Genomic DNA, 15915 nt, shown 5'->3' with positions numbered 1-15915 from the left:
AAAAAACCTATTAAAAATATATGAAGTCTTACAATTCGGATGTAGAAGCAGCTAATGCCTTTCATGAGGCATATGAAAAGCTGTCAGCAGAAATTTCAAAAGTAATCATAGGCCAAGATGAAGTGGTAAAACTTCTATTGACCTCTATCTTCTGTCAGGGTCACTGCTTATTGATAGGAGTACCCGGGCTAGCCAAAACTCTTTTGATTCAAACTATTTCATCCGTATTAGATTTAAAGTTTAACAGAATACAGTTTACTCCAGATCTAATGCCTTCAGATATATTAGGAGCAGAAACGCTGGATAAAGACAGAAATTTCAAATTCATACAAGGACCTATCTTTTCTAACATTGTTCTGGCTGATGAGATCAACCGTACCCCTCCTAAAACTCAGGCTGCACTGCTAGAGTCTATGCAGGAGTATGCTGTAACCATTGCCGGAAAGAAGTATAATTTGGATAGGCCATTCTTCGTATTAGCCACTCAAAATCCAATAGAGCAAGAAGGTACTTACCCTCTTCCTGAGGCGCAGTTAGACCGATTTATGTTCAATGTATTACTAGATTACCCTTCTTACGAAAAAGAGGTGGATATAGTAAAGAACACTACTTCTGATATCAAAACCACTGTGAGTCATGTGCTATCGGCTGAAGAAATCAACTTCTTCCAACAGCTGGTACGTAAGGTGCCTGTAACAGACAATGTAGTGGAATACGCTGTGGAATTAGTTCATAAAACCAGACCTAATTCAGAAAAAGCAACCGCCATTACTAATGATTACCTGGAGTGGGGCGCGGGACCAAGAGCTTCTCAGTACCTTGTAATAGGAGCCAAATGTAATGCCCTATTAAATGGAAAATATTCTCCTGACATTGAAGATGTAATAGCAGTAGCCAAGCCTACACTTAGACATAGAATAGTTAGAAATTTTAAAGCTGAGGCTGACGGGGTGTCCGTAGATAATATAATAGATCAGCTAATAGCTAAAAATAAGTAGGAGGCATTATAAAGAAAAAACTAGCCTCTTAATAACATGTTTATCTAAGAGGCTTTTTTATTTATAATATCTCGTCTGTAACGGTAAGAGAACGAAGGGTAAGATGAGTCACATACTCTCTCAAAGGGTATTGCGAAGGGCCTCCAATAGGATTCCCTGAATCAAAACTAAACTGGGATTGACAACAAGGGCAAAATATGTATAACCCGGAGTTATGCACACTCACCGTGGCACAAGCTTCATAAGGATGATAAGGGCAATTTTGCTCATAGGCATGGAACTCACTACCACTAGATCTATAAACTATAATACCTCGCACTCCTTTATCAAGCAAATAAAATCCTCCATCAAAAGATAGTGAATTATACTGCGGTAGGTCGAGGTTCATATAAACATCAGGAAAGCCCGTATATGGCATTTCGTCCTGATAACTCTCTTCTCCACAACCTGAAAACAGGCCGAAAGAAAACACTGCAATAAATAAAAAGTATCTATTCATAGTTGTAAAAACCCTTACCTGATTTACGTCCATTATGGCCAGCATTTACCTTTTGTTCCTGTATTCGGCTAGGCCTGAATTTAGCATTATAGTGAAATGCATTATACATGCTTTGTGTTACTGAAAAGTTAGTGTCTATACCTATCAAATCCATGAGCCTAAAAGGCCCCATACGAAAGCCTGAAGCCTCCATAAGTCTATCAACGCCTTCTACATCTACAACACCTTCCTCAACGATTTTAAGGCTTTCTACGTAAAAATGTCGGGCCACTCTATTAACTATAAAGCCAGGAGAGTCTTTCGCTTCTACAGGTGTTTTTCCGAGCCTCATTACAAATGCCTTTGTTAGATCTAACACTAGAGCTTCAGTACTAATTCCGGCTATTACTTCCACTAACCTCATTATATGGGCAGGATTAAAAAAATGAATCCCTATAACCCTCTCAGGATAATCTAATGTAGATGCAATTTTAGAAATAGGAATAGAAGAAGTATTAGTAGCTAAAATAGTTTCGGAATTATTGATGTGTTCTAACTCTTTAAATAGCTTTTGCTTCACCTCTAAATCCTCCAAAACAGCCTCAATAATTAGGTCTGCCTTTAGTTGATTTATTTCTGTAATAAAAGAAAGGCTACCTAAAGCCTTTTCCTTTTGACTTTCGGTAACCTTTCCTTTTTCTATTCCTTTGTTGAAATTGCTAAGAATGCTTCTTTCAGCTTTCTTAAGCACCTCCTCATTAATATCATACAAAGCAGTTTTAAAGCCAGCCATAGCGCAAACCTGCGCAATGCCTAACCCCATAGTTCCTGCTCCTACTACGCCAACGGTTTTAATATCATCAACCGTATGTAGCATTTAATGTAGTGTTTTAAATTGCTGTAAGAACCGTACATCATTTTCAGTATATAGACGCAAATCATTCACCCTAAACTTGAGCTGAGTGATTCTCTCCACACCCATACCAAAAGCGAATCCGGTATACTCTTCTGGGTCAATATCGCAATTAGCCAGCACATTCGGATCTACCATACCAGACCCACCTATTTCTACCCAGCCTGTGTATTTACAAAGCTGGCAGCCATCACCTTTACAGATCTGACATGAAATATCTATCTCAGCACTAGGTTCAGTAAAAGGAAAATAAGATGGTCTGAAACGTACTTTGGTATCCTTCCCAAACATCTCTTTAGCGAAATGATACAAGGTCTGTTTTAGGTCAACAAAACTTACATTCTTATCTACATAAATACCTTCCACCTGATGAAAAACACAGTGTGCTCTAGCTGAAATGGCCTCATTTCTATACACTCTTCCTGGCATAATGGACCTTAAAGGAGGCTTCTGATTAGTCATAAGCCTCACTTGAACCCCAGAGGTATGAGTTCTTAATAGTATATCAGGATTTCTTTCTATAAAGAAAGTATCCTGCATCTCCCTAGCAGGGTGATTTTCAGGAAAATTAAGTGCTGTGAAATTATGAAAGTCATCTTCTATCTCAGGGCCATCAGATACGTTAAAGCCGATTCTCTCAAAGATCTGAATAATCTGATTCCTTACATATGTCAAAGGATGCATGCTTCCCAAGCCTACTCCTGCTGGAGGTAAGCTCAGGTCACCATGTTGCTCTGCTCCTTCAGAGCCAGAAGATTCTAATGCATCTATAAGCTCTTTAAACTTATTCTGAGCTGCTTGCTTCACCTCATTAAGCTTCATTCCATATGCCTTCTTTTGGTCATTAGGAACATCTTTGAGTCCAGCAAAAAGTTCACCTACAACACTTTTTTTGCTGATGAAGCGCATGCGGAATTGTTCTAACTCATCCTGGCTAGAGGCATTAGCGCTTTCAATCTCAGCTAATATTTCATCAACCTTTTCCTGCATACCTTAAATTATCATACCCGCGGCTACTGTTTCATTAGTCGCTTCATCTATCAATATAACACTACCCGTAATTCTATTTCTGCTGTACCTATCAAAGAACAATGGTCTTGTTGTACGCAGTGTTACACGAGCTATATCATTCATTTTAATGTTCTTATCATCTTCAATACGGTGCAGCGTATTAACGTTCACCTTATATTGAACATTTTTCACCATACATCTGGCATCATTGGTAGTATGTTTAATAGCATATTTTCCATTTGGCACCAAAGGTTTATCATTCATCCAGCAAAGCATGACATCTACATCTTGGCCGATATTAGGTTTATTATTTTCCCTAACGATCATATCACCACGGCTAATGTCTATATCATCTTCCAGTTGGATAGTTACTGACATAGGAGCAAATGCTTCCTTCAGCTCACCCTCATAAGAATCAATACTCTTGATTTTAGAAGTAAAACCAGAAGGTAATACAGTTACGTCATCACCGGGCTTAAATACTCCGCCGGCAATTCTACCTGCATAACCTCTATAATCATGAAATTTATCTGATTGTGGTCTGATTACATACTGCACAGGGAATCTACAATCGATGTGGTTATGATCACTACCAATATGTATATTTTCTAGCATGTACAATAATGTACCACCCTTGTGCCATGCCATATTTTCTGATTCGTTTACCACATTGTCTCCTTTCAGCGCACTGATAGGGATAAAACGAATATCTTTCACATCTAGCTTAGCGGAGAAAGACTCAATATCAGCTTTGATCTTGTTATAAACGTCTTGGCTATAATCCACCAAGTCCATTTTGTTAATACAAAATACAACGTGAGGAATGCCTAACAGTGAAGCTATAAATGTATGCCTGAAAGTCTGCTCCACCACCCCATTTCTGGCATCTACCAGTATTAGGGCCAAGTTAGCAGTAGACGCTCCTGTAACCATATTTCTGGTGTACTGAATATGTCCCGGAGTATCAGCAATAATGAATTTTCTTTTCGGTGTAGCAAAATACCTGTAGGCTACATCTATAGTAATACCCTGCTCTCGCTCTGCACGAAGTCCGTCAGTAAGTAATGCAAGGTTTACATTTTCATCACCTTTTCTACGACTAGATTCCTCTATTGCCTCATATTGATCTTCAAAGATAGACTTAGAATCGTATAGTAGTCTACCTATCAGGGTACTTTTACCGTCATCTACACTTCCTGCTGTAGAGAAGCGTAGTAACTCCATATCTAAATATCCTTTGGCTTCTGTATTATTATCGCTCATTAGTTTCTTATTATTTACTAAGATTTAGGGGATCTTAAATTTTAAGTGTGCTTTTATTTAAAATGAAGAGATATTAAAAATAACCTTGTTTTTTACGATCTTCCATAGCTGCCTCTGACCTCTTATCATCTGATCGTGTACCACGCTCAGTAGATCTGGCGGCGGCTACTTCCTCTATAATATCTTCCAAAGTAGAAGCTGATGACTCTACAGCACCTGTACAAGTCATATCACCTATGGTTCTAAACCTTACCACTTTCTTCTCAGCTGCTTCAGTATCTTTCATCTGAATGAAGTCGCAAGTAGCCATAATTACATTATCCCTTACAAACACATCTCTTTCATGAGCAAAATACAATGGAGGAAGCTCAATATTCTCCTGTAAAATATATTGCCAAACGTCCATCTCAGTCCAGTTACTGATAGGGAAGACCCTAAAGTTTTCTCCAAACTGTTTTTTTCCATTGAAAATATTCCAGATTTCTGGTCTCTGATTTTTAGGATCCCACTGGCCAAATTCATCTCTATGGGAGAAGAATCTTTCTTTAGCTCTGGCTTTTTCCTCGTCTCTTCTTGCTCCACCAAGGCAAGCATCGAACTTATTATTTTCAATAGTTTCCAGTAGGGTTACAGTTTGTAAACCATTCCTACTAGCATTATATCCTTTTTCTTCTACTACTTTGCCCTCATCTATAGACTTTTGCACAGAACCTACTATTAGCTCTGCTCCTAGTTCTGCCACAAATTTATCTCTAAACTCAATGGTTTCAGGAAAATTATGCCCGGTGTCTATATGCACCAAAGGAAAGGGTACCTTTCCAGGATAAAATGCTTTTTTAGCCAGGTGAGCTACTGTGATGGAGTCTTTACCGCCTGAAAATAGGATAGCCGGATTTTCAAATTGAGCAGCCACTTCGCGAATAACATATATCGCTTCGGCTTCTAGCTCTCTTAAGTGTGTTAGATTGTAAGCCTTCATTAATTCTTACTAGGTTTTATTTTTGGCAAAATGTATTCTAAAAGTTGATCTAAATTATCCTCAACAGAGTATTCAGCAGTATAGAGCGTAATATTAGGTTTCTGTGGAGCTTCAAAGGGAGAATCGATTCCTGTGAAATTCTTAATCTCTCCTTTTCTGGCTTTGGCATACAACCCTTTTACATCTCTTTTTTCGCATTCTTCTATAGGACAGTTGATAAACACTTCACAGTACTTATCTCCTAATATAGTTTTAGCCATTTCTCTGATACTCTCCGTCGGACTGATCAACGAACATATAGTAATTACACCGTTCGCGGCTAATAGTTTAGAAGCTTCGGCTGCTCTTCTAATATTTTCTGTTCTATCCTCTTCAGAAAAGCCTAAATTATTGTTAAGCCCTGTACGAAGATTATCTCCATCTAGCAACGATGTAAGAAAACCTTCTTTATGCAACTTGTTCTCCAGTCCTCTGGCAATAGTGCTTTTTCCTGAACCAGAAAGGCCCACCATCCAAATGACTATAGATTTTTGATTTAACAGTTCTTCTTTCTCAGATGTACTAAGAATGGTATCAAATATAGGGTGAATGTTGTCAGCCATTGATTAAAATTTAAACGCCAAAAATACAATTAATTCAGTTAATTAATAAACCATACAAGCATTTGTGTAGTTTTGTTTGCATGACAGAACAAATTAACACACAAGAATTGATAGATTTGGCTCTGCAGGCAGGCCAGGCGATCCTCAATATTTATCACGATAAAGATCTAGCTGGTGATGTAGATTACAAAAGCGACAATTCTCCACTTACCTTAGCTGATAAAGCATCTCATGCCGTAATTATGAAAGGCTTAACTAAACTTCACCCTAACATCCCTATTATTTCAGAAGAAGGAGAGCAGGTAGAGTATAGTACCAGAAAAAATTATGATACATTTTGGCTAATAGACCCACTTGATGGCACCAAAGAGTTTATCAACAGAAATGGTGAGTTCACGGTAAACATAGCTCTTATCAGCAAGCAGAAGCCTGTGTTCGGCATAGTGTATGCTCCCGTTCCTGATGTAGTATATGTGGGAACAGGAGAAAGAGCCTTCAAACTCGTAAATGGAAAGGAAGAACCTCTACAAGTAAATAACTCCACCTCTAAGAGGATAGCCGTGAGGAGCAAATCTCATGCTTCACCAGAAGAAGAGGTTATACTTAAAGAATACGATGTTATCGATAGCATTTCCGTTGGCAGCTCACTCAAGTTCTGCATGGTGGCTGAAGGTAAGGCCGATATTTATTATAGACACGGCCCTACTATGGAATGGGATACTGCCGCAGGACAAGCTGTACTAGAAAGTGCCGGAGGTAAAGTATTTAAAGAAACCGGACCAGTACCTTTTACTTACAACAAAGAATCTCTTCTCAATACGGGCTTCCTCGGAATAGGCTTTTAATAAGCCTATCGGTTAAGCTTTCTGATAATAAGAAAATCCAGCGTAAGAGAAAGTACAACTGAAAAGATTATTAATATAGGCAATAAAACGGCATCTTTAACATCATTGAAAGCAATAGCCAAAAGTATATAGATGATGTTGAGGATGCCTAATGCTACCGCTGTTTGTGAATGTCTCATTCCCAATCTCATAAGTGCATGATGGATATGATTCTTATCAGGAGCAAATGGAGATTGTTTCTTCGACAGCCTCAAAATAAAGATTCTTAAAGTGTCAAATAGAGGAATAATAACTACACAGATACCCGAGGTAATTGAAGCCCTGAATCGGTATGGATTATCTATTGGTAAGTTATAATTGGCATCAATAAAAACAATTACCAAGACAGAAAATAAGAAACCCAAAACCAGCGCACCTGTATCCCCCATAAATATTTTTGAAGGCTCCCAGTTAAAAGTAAGAAAAGCTACTACAGCACCTGCCACACTTAGCGCCAGCAGAGCTACCCATGGCTGACCTATGAGATAGAACCATATTCCAAAACTACCTAATGCTATAGTAGCTATGGTTCCTGCTAAACCATCAAGTCCATCAATAAGGTTGAATGAATTAGTAACTACAATGAAGGTGAATATCGTTATCAGATAACTAACCACTTCATTAAGTTCATTAATACCAAAAAGGCCATATAATGAATGAAGCCTAACTCCAGAGAAGAGCACCACTATTGAAGAAGCGATAAGCTGCCCTATAAGCTTATTCAAAGGCTTAAGTGGCACAATATCATCTCTCATACCAACAAGGAAAATGATTCCCGTACCCGCTAGGATATATTTGAAATACTCAAACCCCTCTAACGGTAGCCATACGAGCAGTGCAACAAAGAACCCTGAAAAAATACCTATTCCTCCCATCGAAGGGGTAATTTTTTTATGAATCTTTCTTCTTCCCGGCGTATCCAACAACTTGCTCTTCTTCTTCGAATACTTAATGATAACCGGGATAACCAAAAAAGTGATAATAAACGATGTAGCTATCGCCAATAGTATTGCAGTCATCTAAGATTTTTTTAGATGCGCAAAGTTATGATAAATGGACTTAGATATGAAAATTTAATTCATTTTAGTTTCTAGATACCATTTAACCATTTTTCGCAAGCCTTCTTGGGTGGAAAACTCCGGTTTGAAACCTTTTTCAAATAATTTACTAGCAGAATGCGCCGTCTCTGTGGCTAACTTTTTAACCCTAGCACTAGATATAGGCAAATTTTTCCCTGTAGCCTTGATTATCAAATCAAAAGGAAGTCCCATCATAATCCCCAATGTTTTAGGAACTGTAATTCTAATTTTTTTTCCTAATGCCTCTGAAATTGTAGTCGCTATCTTCTTACTGGTTAAATGTGGCTCATCCGCATAATTGAATATAGAAACACCCTTAGGGAGGTCTTCCAATAACCATAATGTAGCCTTTACAAGATTTTCCACATAACCAATCGATTTAATATTATTAGCTTTTCCTACATGAAAATATATCCCAAGGTTAATTTGATTAATCAACTTATACATATTGGCAGTATTATTTATACCAAATACAAGTGCTGGTCTTATAATCAGAACCTTTCTTGAAGGATCTTCCTCTGCCCATTTATAGAGCACCTTCTCTCCAGCTAACTTAGAAGCCCCATATGGCATGTTAGGGTTAGGTGCCATCTCTTCATGTGACATTTCTTCGTTAGCTCCATATACAGCCACTGAAGAATAAAATACAATTGTCTTAATTCCCTTTTTACCTGCAGCCTCACACAAAACCTGAGTTCCCTTTTCATTGGTCTCAAAATATTCATCCTCAGATATACCGAAATCATGATGCATAGCAGCCAGAGAAATAACGGTATCAACCCCTCCACTCATGGCATTATCTACATCAGTAATATTCCTGATGTCTCCTTTGAAAAACTTAGACTCATACTCAAAAGAAGGTTCATGAAGATCTAAATTAATAATTTTTTCTTGTGATATATTTTTATGGAAGTGGCTCCCTATGAAACCTGATCCTCCGGTAATTAAAATCTCCATTGAGAATTATATTTTAGAAATAAAGAATTAAGTGTAAAGAAAAAAAATATTGAATCATAGCGAGCAAAAGATGACTCGAAAATATTGAAAACTATAAACAAAAATAAAAACCAAAAGTATAGTGGTGAATAAATTGCCCATTTGAATGGAAAAAAGAGTATAAAAAGTAAAAACAATATTCCAATTACACCATAAGCCGCAAATGTCTGAAGATATTGATTATGTGAATTCAACCCTTCCTTAAGACTAAGATTGTAGTTTTTAGCGTCATAAACATCATTTAATTTTGGCTGCAGATCTACACCGCTAACACCAAAAAGCCAATTCTCTGTTATTAGCTCCCATGATGCCGTCCACTGTTCATATTTATATTGATAACTGATAGAGCTCTCGGAATCTAACCTATAATTCAACTGCTTATCACCTCTTATTAAAAACGCCATAAAAACAGCAAATAGAAATACAATAGGAACCGTATAAATAAGCCATTTTTTACGAAAAAGAATTTTTAAAGCATAGTATATCAAAATCAAAAACAACAAAAAAAGAGCTGTTTTTGATGATAGGATCAAAACGTTAATTGTGAAAAAAATGAAAATCAAAGCCAAACCAACCTTCTTCAAAACCACTTCACTTTTCAATATAATCTCAAAAATAAACACTAAACTAATCAATATAAACATTGAAAGATATCCGGGATGAATACTTCCAAATAATTTGGTATATTCCTGTCTTGAAAAGGGATTAGAATAAAAGAATGATTCTCCATTATCTATTGGATACAATTGACCACTTCTATATACAGCTACGCTATAACTTGTACATAGAACTATAAACATCACAATTATAATGTAATAAAAAGTCCGATTAATAACTTTTTTACTCACTGAAATTGGAGAATAGAAAATGGGCAGTATCGCTATAATTGATAAATTCTTTTCAGTTTTCTTCCAAAACATGGGAGAATAATTGACGTAATCTCTTACGCACATATAGAGAAAAAATAAGCCTAATACAACCGCATAAAAGTTAAAAGCCCTATTGTTTGTTCTTTTAAACCCATGAGATAAGCTAAGCACTATAAAGACAGCAAATATCAATGAAGATACCTTTTGGAAGATCGTTAGTGCTACAGACAAAGAAAATGCTTGCCAACATAGAGCTTGTATATTTGGGATTTTATTTATCAAAGACATAATTGATTATATCATTCGCAACATTCGCATAGTTGAATCTTTCAATATTTTTATTATAAGACGGTATATCTGACTGAAGTGCATCTTTCAAACTTTCTTTAATGGACGTGCAATCGTAAGGGTTGGTTAGAAAAAAATGTTCATGGAAAAGATTAGAAAAATCCATATGCCCACCGGTTAACGGACAAACAATTTTACAATTAGTAAACAATGCCTCTAAATAAGTTATACCGAAAGGTTCATGAGGGTTCATCGAAATAAAAACTTCCGATTCTAGATAATACTTAACAATCGTATCTTGATTCTTTGCCCCAATAAATTCAATTGGAAAGGTAGATTGATTATACTTTTGCGCAAGTTCTGGGTAATCTTCTCCTTCCCCGATCATAATCATATTGAAATCAATATCTTTCTCCTTATATAAGGCCTCTACACTTTCAATGATACTGTAAATGTTTTTTTCTGAGGCCATTCTACCTGCATATAATATCTGTCCCCTCTTCTTGTTCTTTTTAAATGTAGAATTACCTAAGACTAGGGTATTCACGGCATCTATGAACTCATACCCTAGTCCTATAGATATAATATTATCCGATTTAATCCCATAGATTTCCTTATTAACAACACTTGTCAGAGAACTATTAGAAATCATAAAATCAGCCTTTCTTGAAATAAGTTTCATTGCTTTATTCAATCCAATCGTTTTAAAAAAACCAGCCATCGTTCTAGCAGGAAAAGCATGTAAATAATGAATTTTGACTGCTGAATTCTTTTTTATAAACAGCAAAGACAGTCCATATTCCAAGGAAGTAATAATTAAGTCGACCTCCCTTATATTTATTTGATGAGCCAAACGGCGTAAAATCAGTGGGTTTCTTCTTTTCGGCTCCTTGAAAATGGCAGAAATAGCACAACCATAATGAGTAGTAGGCTTTATAGTATAATCCGTTAATATCTCTACTTCCTCGAAACCATTAATTTTAAAGCCATCCGCCAAAGATTCTGTGAAAGTAGCAACCCCCCCAAAATACTTATCAGATTGTACAGGACCAACTATTAAGACTTTCATTCGATATGGATTTTGATTCATTAATATAAAAAGCAAGCATTATGAAGCATAGCCTAAAAGTCTGCAAATCTAATATTAATAGAGGTATTAGAAAGAAGACCAACACATAATAGTTATTCCAATGCTTAAATATTGGATAAAAAACACCAATAAATAAAAAGGCTCCAATTAATCCGAAATCCATTAAAATAGACAAAAAAGTATTATGTGGAGGCATATAATAAAATGACTGCCAGTAGTATGCCCCATATCCCATTATCGGATGGTTTGCAATTTCTTCAATTGCCAATACCCATGCATTAATTCTACTATCATTTGATAACGAGGCAGAATACTTCAAACTTTCTCCTCGACCTATGGCAGAGGTAAATAAGGATACAAAAGAATCATAATAATTAATAAGCAAAGGCAACGTTATAAAAAAAAGAATTAAAGACACTGACGTCGCCCAGCCAATTATAGGATACCATCTTTTACTTAAAAATCTAAAAACAAACTTATAAGAAACATAAAGTATAATTAATAAAAGTGCTATTCTGGATAAAGAAGAACCCAACCCCAACAAGCATAAAACAATTAAAAGATACCCATATTTTGACCTTTTTAGACCAAGCCTTTTCTCTTTATAAGCTACACATTCGTAAAAAAATAAAACTGCAGTAAAAAACAAATAATATTTATTGGGATCAGAAAAGAAACCGGCCATTCTGGCTTCTTCTAACGGTGAAAATAAACTTATATCATATAAGGTATTGGCATAAGAATCAAAAATCACCAATTCCTTAAATAGGAAGTAAACAAGTACGCCTTGTAATAGATTTGAAATGCACAAAAAAAGGAAAGAAAAGAAAAACTTTTTATAATCAATAATTCTGCAATTGATAAAGTAGTAGAATACACAAAAACAAAATAAGTACCTGCTTGATTCTATAAAACTTTCAGATATTGTAGCTGCATTAAACTTTGAAACAATTATTAATAAAAAAGAGTAAGCGACAAGTATTAAACAAAAGAAAAGGGCTATAGGAAATTTATTTGGTTTTACAAACCTTATGCCTTTACCTCTAAAAGTTTCATAAATAATTAGAGCCAAGAAAGTGAGGTCATATATTTTTATACCTAAAAAACTGACGCCATAAAATTGAAAAGAAAAGAAAAAAACGACATAAGACATCAATTCTAACTTTCTTAACAGCAGGATTAGTACGAAAATTTCGATCAGAATTACGGGTATCAATAAATCTGTTTTCGTAACTAATAAGGTAGGATTAATTAGTGCAGAAAGAATAATTAGAATTGAAGAAAGATTAAGTGCAGATATTTTCAAAATATGAAGTTTACTATTTAAGGCTTTCAAATATTTCGAAATTCTTGATATACTTCTTTGCCGCTACCTCCCAAGAAAAATCATCTAGCTGTGTTTCTGATGAATCAAGATAAAATGACTGTTCGTACCAAGCCTTGATATTTTTTGCCAAGTATTCTACCTTATTAATAGGAGCTAAGTATCCGTTTGAATATTGTTTAACGACCTCATTCAATCCACCAACATTAAATCCAAAAACAGGAATTTCTGAGTTTAAGGCTTCGCATACTGCTATCGATAAATTTTCAAAATATGAAGTTGTCAAGTAAAGATCAAAATCCCTATAAATGATGTTAGCCGAAAAACCTTCCAAATGAACAAAATTAAATGATCCTAGTTTCTCTAACAGCTTTAAATTTTTAGCATGTCCAAATATATGAACATCACAAATACTGTTTAATTCATGTCTTTCAAAAAGCTCAAATAGTTCTAACGCCTTTCTAAATTTTAAATTATCTATGGTACCAACCATGATAATTTTTAATTTGCCCTTTTTTACCATCAGATTCTTTTCAGTTTCACGGCTTACACTAGCATGTCTCATTCCATTCCTAATAACTGTAGTATTGGAATTAAATTTTCTAGTGAACTTATCCATATAATAAGATACATTGAATATCAGTTTAGCAAATACCAATGTCAAAATATATTGAGGCAAAAAATACAAACCATAGACAAACATCCTAAGGCTTAAAAACATTGCATCAGGCCAACTCCCATGGTAAACATGATAGTATTCCCTTCCAGCCATTTTTAGTATATATCCAAAATGATCATCTGACAAGTAAACATAATCAGGTGGTAACTTAACCAAATGTCGTCGAGCCTCATTTAAAGTTGAAAACACTTTAATTTTCAACCTCTCATCCGAGATTGAGTTCCCCACATTTTTACAAATCACTATAACTTCCTTGAATTCACCTAAAAACTCTTGCACCAAATTGTAGGTAGCAACTGTAGCTCCCGTAAAATTGCTTCCGAAATTTTTAGTAAAAACTACAAGTCCACTATCTTTCATCTGTACACTTTATTTTATTAAATTTTAAATAGACAAAAGCTGGTTTTATAATCTTATGCTTCAAATAAAAGAACATATGATACAATGGTCTTAAAATATTAACGGGCAAACTATAAAACAATTTCCACTTATAACCTAAGTTATCCTTATCCACATTTAATAGAATACTCCTAACTTGACTGGAGTATTTAGTGTTTAAATGATAGGTCTTTAATTTTTGCAACCGAAACAAATCAAGATACTTTTTTGCATTGATGCTTCTCTTTTCCAGATTAGAGAACACATCTAAATGAAAAACCAAATCACTTTCTAGATCAAAAAATTTATCACAAGCACGATCTTGACCATCAAAATTGTAGAACACAAGATTCTTATTAACAAAAAAAAAGTCAGTCTCACTTAATAGCCTAAACCACATTTCCAAATCTTCACCATACTTAAGTTTTTCATTAAATAAACCAACCTTATTAAATAACAATTTAGAGATTATTACAGATGATGAGGTGATCATTGAATTATTGCTAAGAAGCATTAATTCAAAATAATTATTTATTCTTCCTGTGTCAAATTGATGCTTTAATCCAAAATTAAGTTCCTCATTAATCCCATTTATCACTCTGTAGTATGCGAAGGCCATCATTTGAACATCCTTATATGTAGAAATGACCTCCTTTGCTAAAGCAAGATAGTTTGGTCTCCAGTAGTCATCAGCATCCAAAAGAGCTATGTAAGGATATTTAGCCTTGCCTATACCATAATTCCTAGCTGCAGAAACTCCAGAATTTTCTATGCTATATAATTTTAACCTGTTAGTATTAAAATTTTTCACAACCTCTAAACTATTGTCAGTAGAGCCGTCATTAACAATAATTAACTCAAATTCCTGATACGTCTGACTCAAAACTGACTCAACAGTTTTAGCAATATTTTCTTGCTTATTGTATAAAGGTATAATAACTGAAAACATGATCTATTTGATAAACTGTTTCAGCTCTGTAAAATTTAGCAAAGCTCTATCTTTACAAGATTCCATAAACTTAATTGAAGGAGATTTTTTGTCTACAATAATTCTTTCAATTCTTAACGCAACTTCCGACTCAGAAATATCAAAATCTCCAATAGTATAACGCGAATCATATCCTACATCCTTCAGAAAATCTGTGCATTTATAATGATATTCAATTTGAATAAATGGAACTTCTGCAAAACAAGAAAATATCCCTGAATGCAATCTAGTAGATAAAACAGCATCACACTTTTGAATCTCATTCCAAATACTCTCTGGAGAAGAATTATATTCAATCCTTTCAACATCTACATTCTTGTCACTAAAAAAAGCAACTAGAGAGTCCGTAATTTCATTATCTCCAAATACTGGATGGGCATTAAAACAGAATATTTTCAATCTTATATTAGGAATTCTTTTTACCACCAACTCAATTGAACCCATGAGTTTATCAATCCTAGCTTTTTCCTTTTTTGTATCACCACAGGTATATCTTTCATAGTAACATGCACTTACTCCAAGAACAGGTTGGCTTGTCTGCTTGGGCTGGATCGAATACATGGAAGGAAGAAGAGCTGCTAAATCAAACGCCTTAACAGCGGTAGTAGATAGATTCATATCAATAACTTCTTCATAAGATCTTTCATCTCTTAATGCTATAAAAGAAAATTTAGACAAATAATTCCTTATACTGTTTCTATCCCTAGAGTTTTTAAATGGACCTATCGAAACTCCAATGGCTGAAAGATTTAATAAACCAAGTTTCCTGTAATTTGAAAATATTCCTTCCCTTGTAAATCTATCTATTTCTCTGTGAAATACTGACCCTCCTGCATATATCACATTCTTTCCAATAAAAGGCTGGAAAAGGCTTTCTACATGATGTTGCCCTTTAAATTGATGCGTCGTAAAAAGTGTACTCTTTACTGTCTTTCCAAAATATCCAATAGGTAAGTCACTTCCTGCGAACTTAACATTCGACTCATTCCAAAACTTCCTTGCCCCCCAATCTGAAACAACACAGAATGCATCATCCCCAGTATTGAATTGACCATAATATCCTAAAAAAGTTACACTCATACTATTCCAATATTGT

At 35.1% G+C, this 15915-nt stretch carries 16 protein-coding genes; 2 read left to right on the top strand and 14 right to left on the bottom strand.

Features of this window, described 5'->3' with window-relative positions; genetic code table 11:
- The first annotated feature begins 20 nt into the window (after positions 1-20).
- Complete coding sequence (locus JL102_RS01805; RefSeq protein ID WP_202241968.1) at positions 21-998, top strand: AAA family ATPase; 978 nt, start codon at positions 21-23, stop codon at positions 996-998.
- 61 nt (positions 999-1059) lie between these two features.
- Here JL102_RS01805 and JL102_RS01800 read toward each other — a convergent pair whose 3' ends face one another.
- The 6 genes from JL102_RS01800 to cysC all read right to left on the bottom strand — a co-directional run bounded on the left by JL102_RS01800 (position 1060) and on the right by cysC (position 6244).
- Positions 1060-1497 (bottom strand): Rieske 2Fe-2S domain-containing protein, encoded by a 438-nt coding sequence (locus JL102_RS01800; RefSeq protein ID WP_202241967.1) that lies wholly within the window; start codon positions 1495-1497, stop codon positions 1060-1062.
- The gene (locus JL102_RS01795) at positions 1490-2353 is read right to left on the bottom strand and encodes a 3-hydroxyacyl-CoA dehydrogenase family protein (protein WP_202241966.1); all 864 of its coding nucleotides are present in this window, start codon (positions 2351-2353) and stop codon (positions 1490-1492) included. Before JL102_RS01795 ends, JL102_RS01800 begins: the two co-directional genes overlap by 8 nt.
- Positions 2354-3379: a phenylalanine--tRNA ligase subunit alpha gene (gene pheS / locus JL102_RS01790; protein WP_202241965.1), complete on the bottom strand. Its 1026-nt coding sequence runs from the start codon at positions 3377-3379 to the stop codon at positions 2354-2356. It abuts the gene before it with no gap.
- A gap of 3 nt (positions 3380-3382) precedes the next feature.
- The gene (cysN, locus tag JL102_RS01785; protein ID WP_202241964.1) at positions 3383-4663 is read right to left on the bottom strand and encodes a sulfate adenylyltransferase subunit CysN; all 1281 of its coding nucleotides are present in this window, start codon (positions 4661-4663) and stop codon (positions 3383-3385) included.
- 73 nt (positions 4664-4736) lie between these two features.
- Positions 4737-5642 carry a sulfate adenylyltransferase subunit CysD gene (cysD, locus tag JL102_RS01780; RefSeq protein ID WP_202241963.1) on the bottom strand — a complete coding sequence of 302 codons (906 nt, stop codon included), beginning with the start codon at positions 5640-5642 and terminating at the stop codon, positions 4737-4739.
- A complete protein-coding gene (gene cysC / locus JL102_RS01775; RefSeq protein ID WP_202241962.1) occupies positions 5642-6244 on the bottom strand; it encodes an adenylyl-sulfate kinase in 603 nt (200 codons plus the stop codon). Before cysC ends, cysD begins: the two co-directional genes overlap by 1 nt.
- An 80-nt stretch (positions 6245-6324) precedes the next feature.
- On the opposite strand from cysC, the gene cysQ reads away from it, so the two are divergent.
- A complete protein-coding gene (gene cysQ, locus JL102_RS01770) occupies positions 6325-7089 on the top strand; it encodes a 3'(2'),5'-bisphosphate nucleotidase CysQ (protein WP_202241961.1) in 765 nt (254 codons plus the stop codon).
- Positions 7090-7094: 5 nt separating this feature from the next.
- On the opposite strand, the gene JL102_RS01765 is transcribed toward cysQ, so the two are convergent.
- The 8 genes from JL102_RS01765 to JL102_RS01730 form a co-directional block, all read right to left on the bottom strand.
- Positions 7095-8147 (bottom strand): MraY family glycosyltransferase, encoded by a 1053-nt coding sequence (locus JL102_RS01765; protein WP_202241960.1) that lies wholly within the window; start codon positions 8145-8147, stop codon positions 7095-7097.
- A 54-nt stretch (positions 8148-8201) separates the two neighbouring features.
- Entirely contained in the window at positions 8202-9164 is a 963-nt protein-coding gene (locus JL102_RS01760) for an NAD-dependent epimerase/dehydratase family protein (RefSeq protein ID WP_202241959.1), read from the bottom strand.
- Complete coding sequence (locus JL102_RS01755; RefSeq protein ID WP_202241958.1) at positions 9152-10123, bottom strand: O-antigen ligase family protein; 972 nt, start codon at positions 10121-10123, stop codon at positions 9152-9154. The genes JL102_RS01760 and JL102_RS01755 overlap by 13 nt, the downstream gene beginning before the upstream one ends.
- Positions 10124-10343: 220 nt before the next feature.
- On the bottom strand, positions 10344-11429 hold the full coding sequence (locus tag JL102_RS01750) for a glycosyltransferase family 4 protein (protein ID WP_202241957.1): 1086 nt from the start codon (positions 11427-11429) through the stop codon (positions 10344-10346).
- On the bottom strand, positions 11395-12756 hold the full coding sequence (locus JL102_RS01745; RefSeq protein ID WP_202241956.1) for an O-antigen ligase family protein: 1362 nt from the start codon (positions 12754-12756) through the stop codon (positions 11395-11397). Before JL102_RS01745 ends, JL102_RS01750 begins: the two co-directional genes overlap by 35 nt.
- 13 nt (positions 12757-12769) lie before the next feature.
- Complete coding sequence (locus JL102_RS01740) at positions 12770-13813, bottom strand: glycosyltransferase family 4 protein (RefSeq protein ID WP_202241955.1); 1044 nt, start codon at positions 13811-13813, stop codon at positions 12770-12772.
- Positions 13803-14780: a glycosyltransferase family 2 protein gene (locus JL102_RS01735; protein ID WP_202241954.1), complete on the bottom strand. Its 978-nt coding sequence runs from the start codon at positions 14778-14780 to the stop codon at positions 13803-13805. The genes JL102_RS01740 and JL102_RS01735 overlap by 11 nt, the downstream gene beginning before the upstream one ends.
- Positions 14781-14783: 3 nt before the next feature.
- A complete protein-coding gene (locus JL102_RS01730; protein WP_202241953.1) occupies positions 14784-15899 on the bottom strand; it encodes a polysaccharide pyruvyl transferase family protein in 1116 nt (371 codons plus the stop codon).
- Positions 15900-15915 lie beyond the last annotated feature (16 nt).

The organism is Fulvivirga sediminis, assembly GCF_016757215.1.
GTDB classification, from domain to species: Bacteria; Bacteroidota; Bacteroidia; order Cytophagales; family Cyclobacteriaceae; genus Fulvivirga; species Fulvivirga sediminis.
The sequence above is the reverse complement of the archived record's forward strand: the minus strand, read 5'-3'. Positions and strand labels throughout refer to the sequence as shown.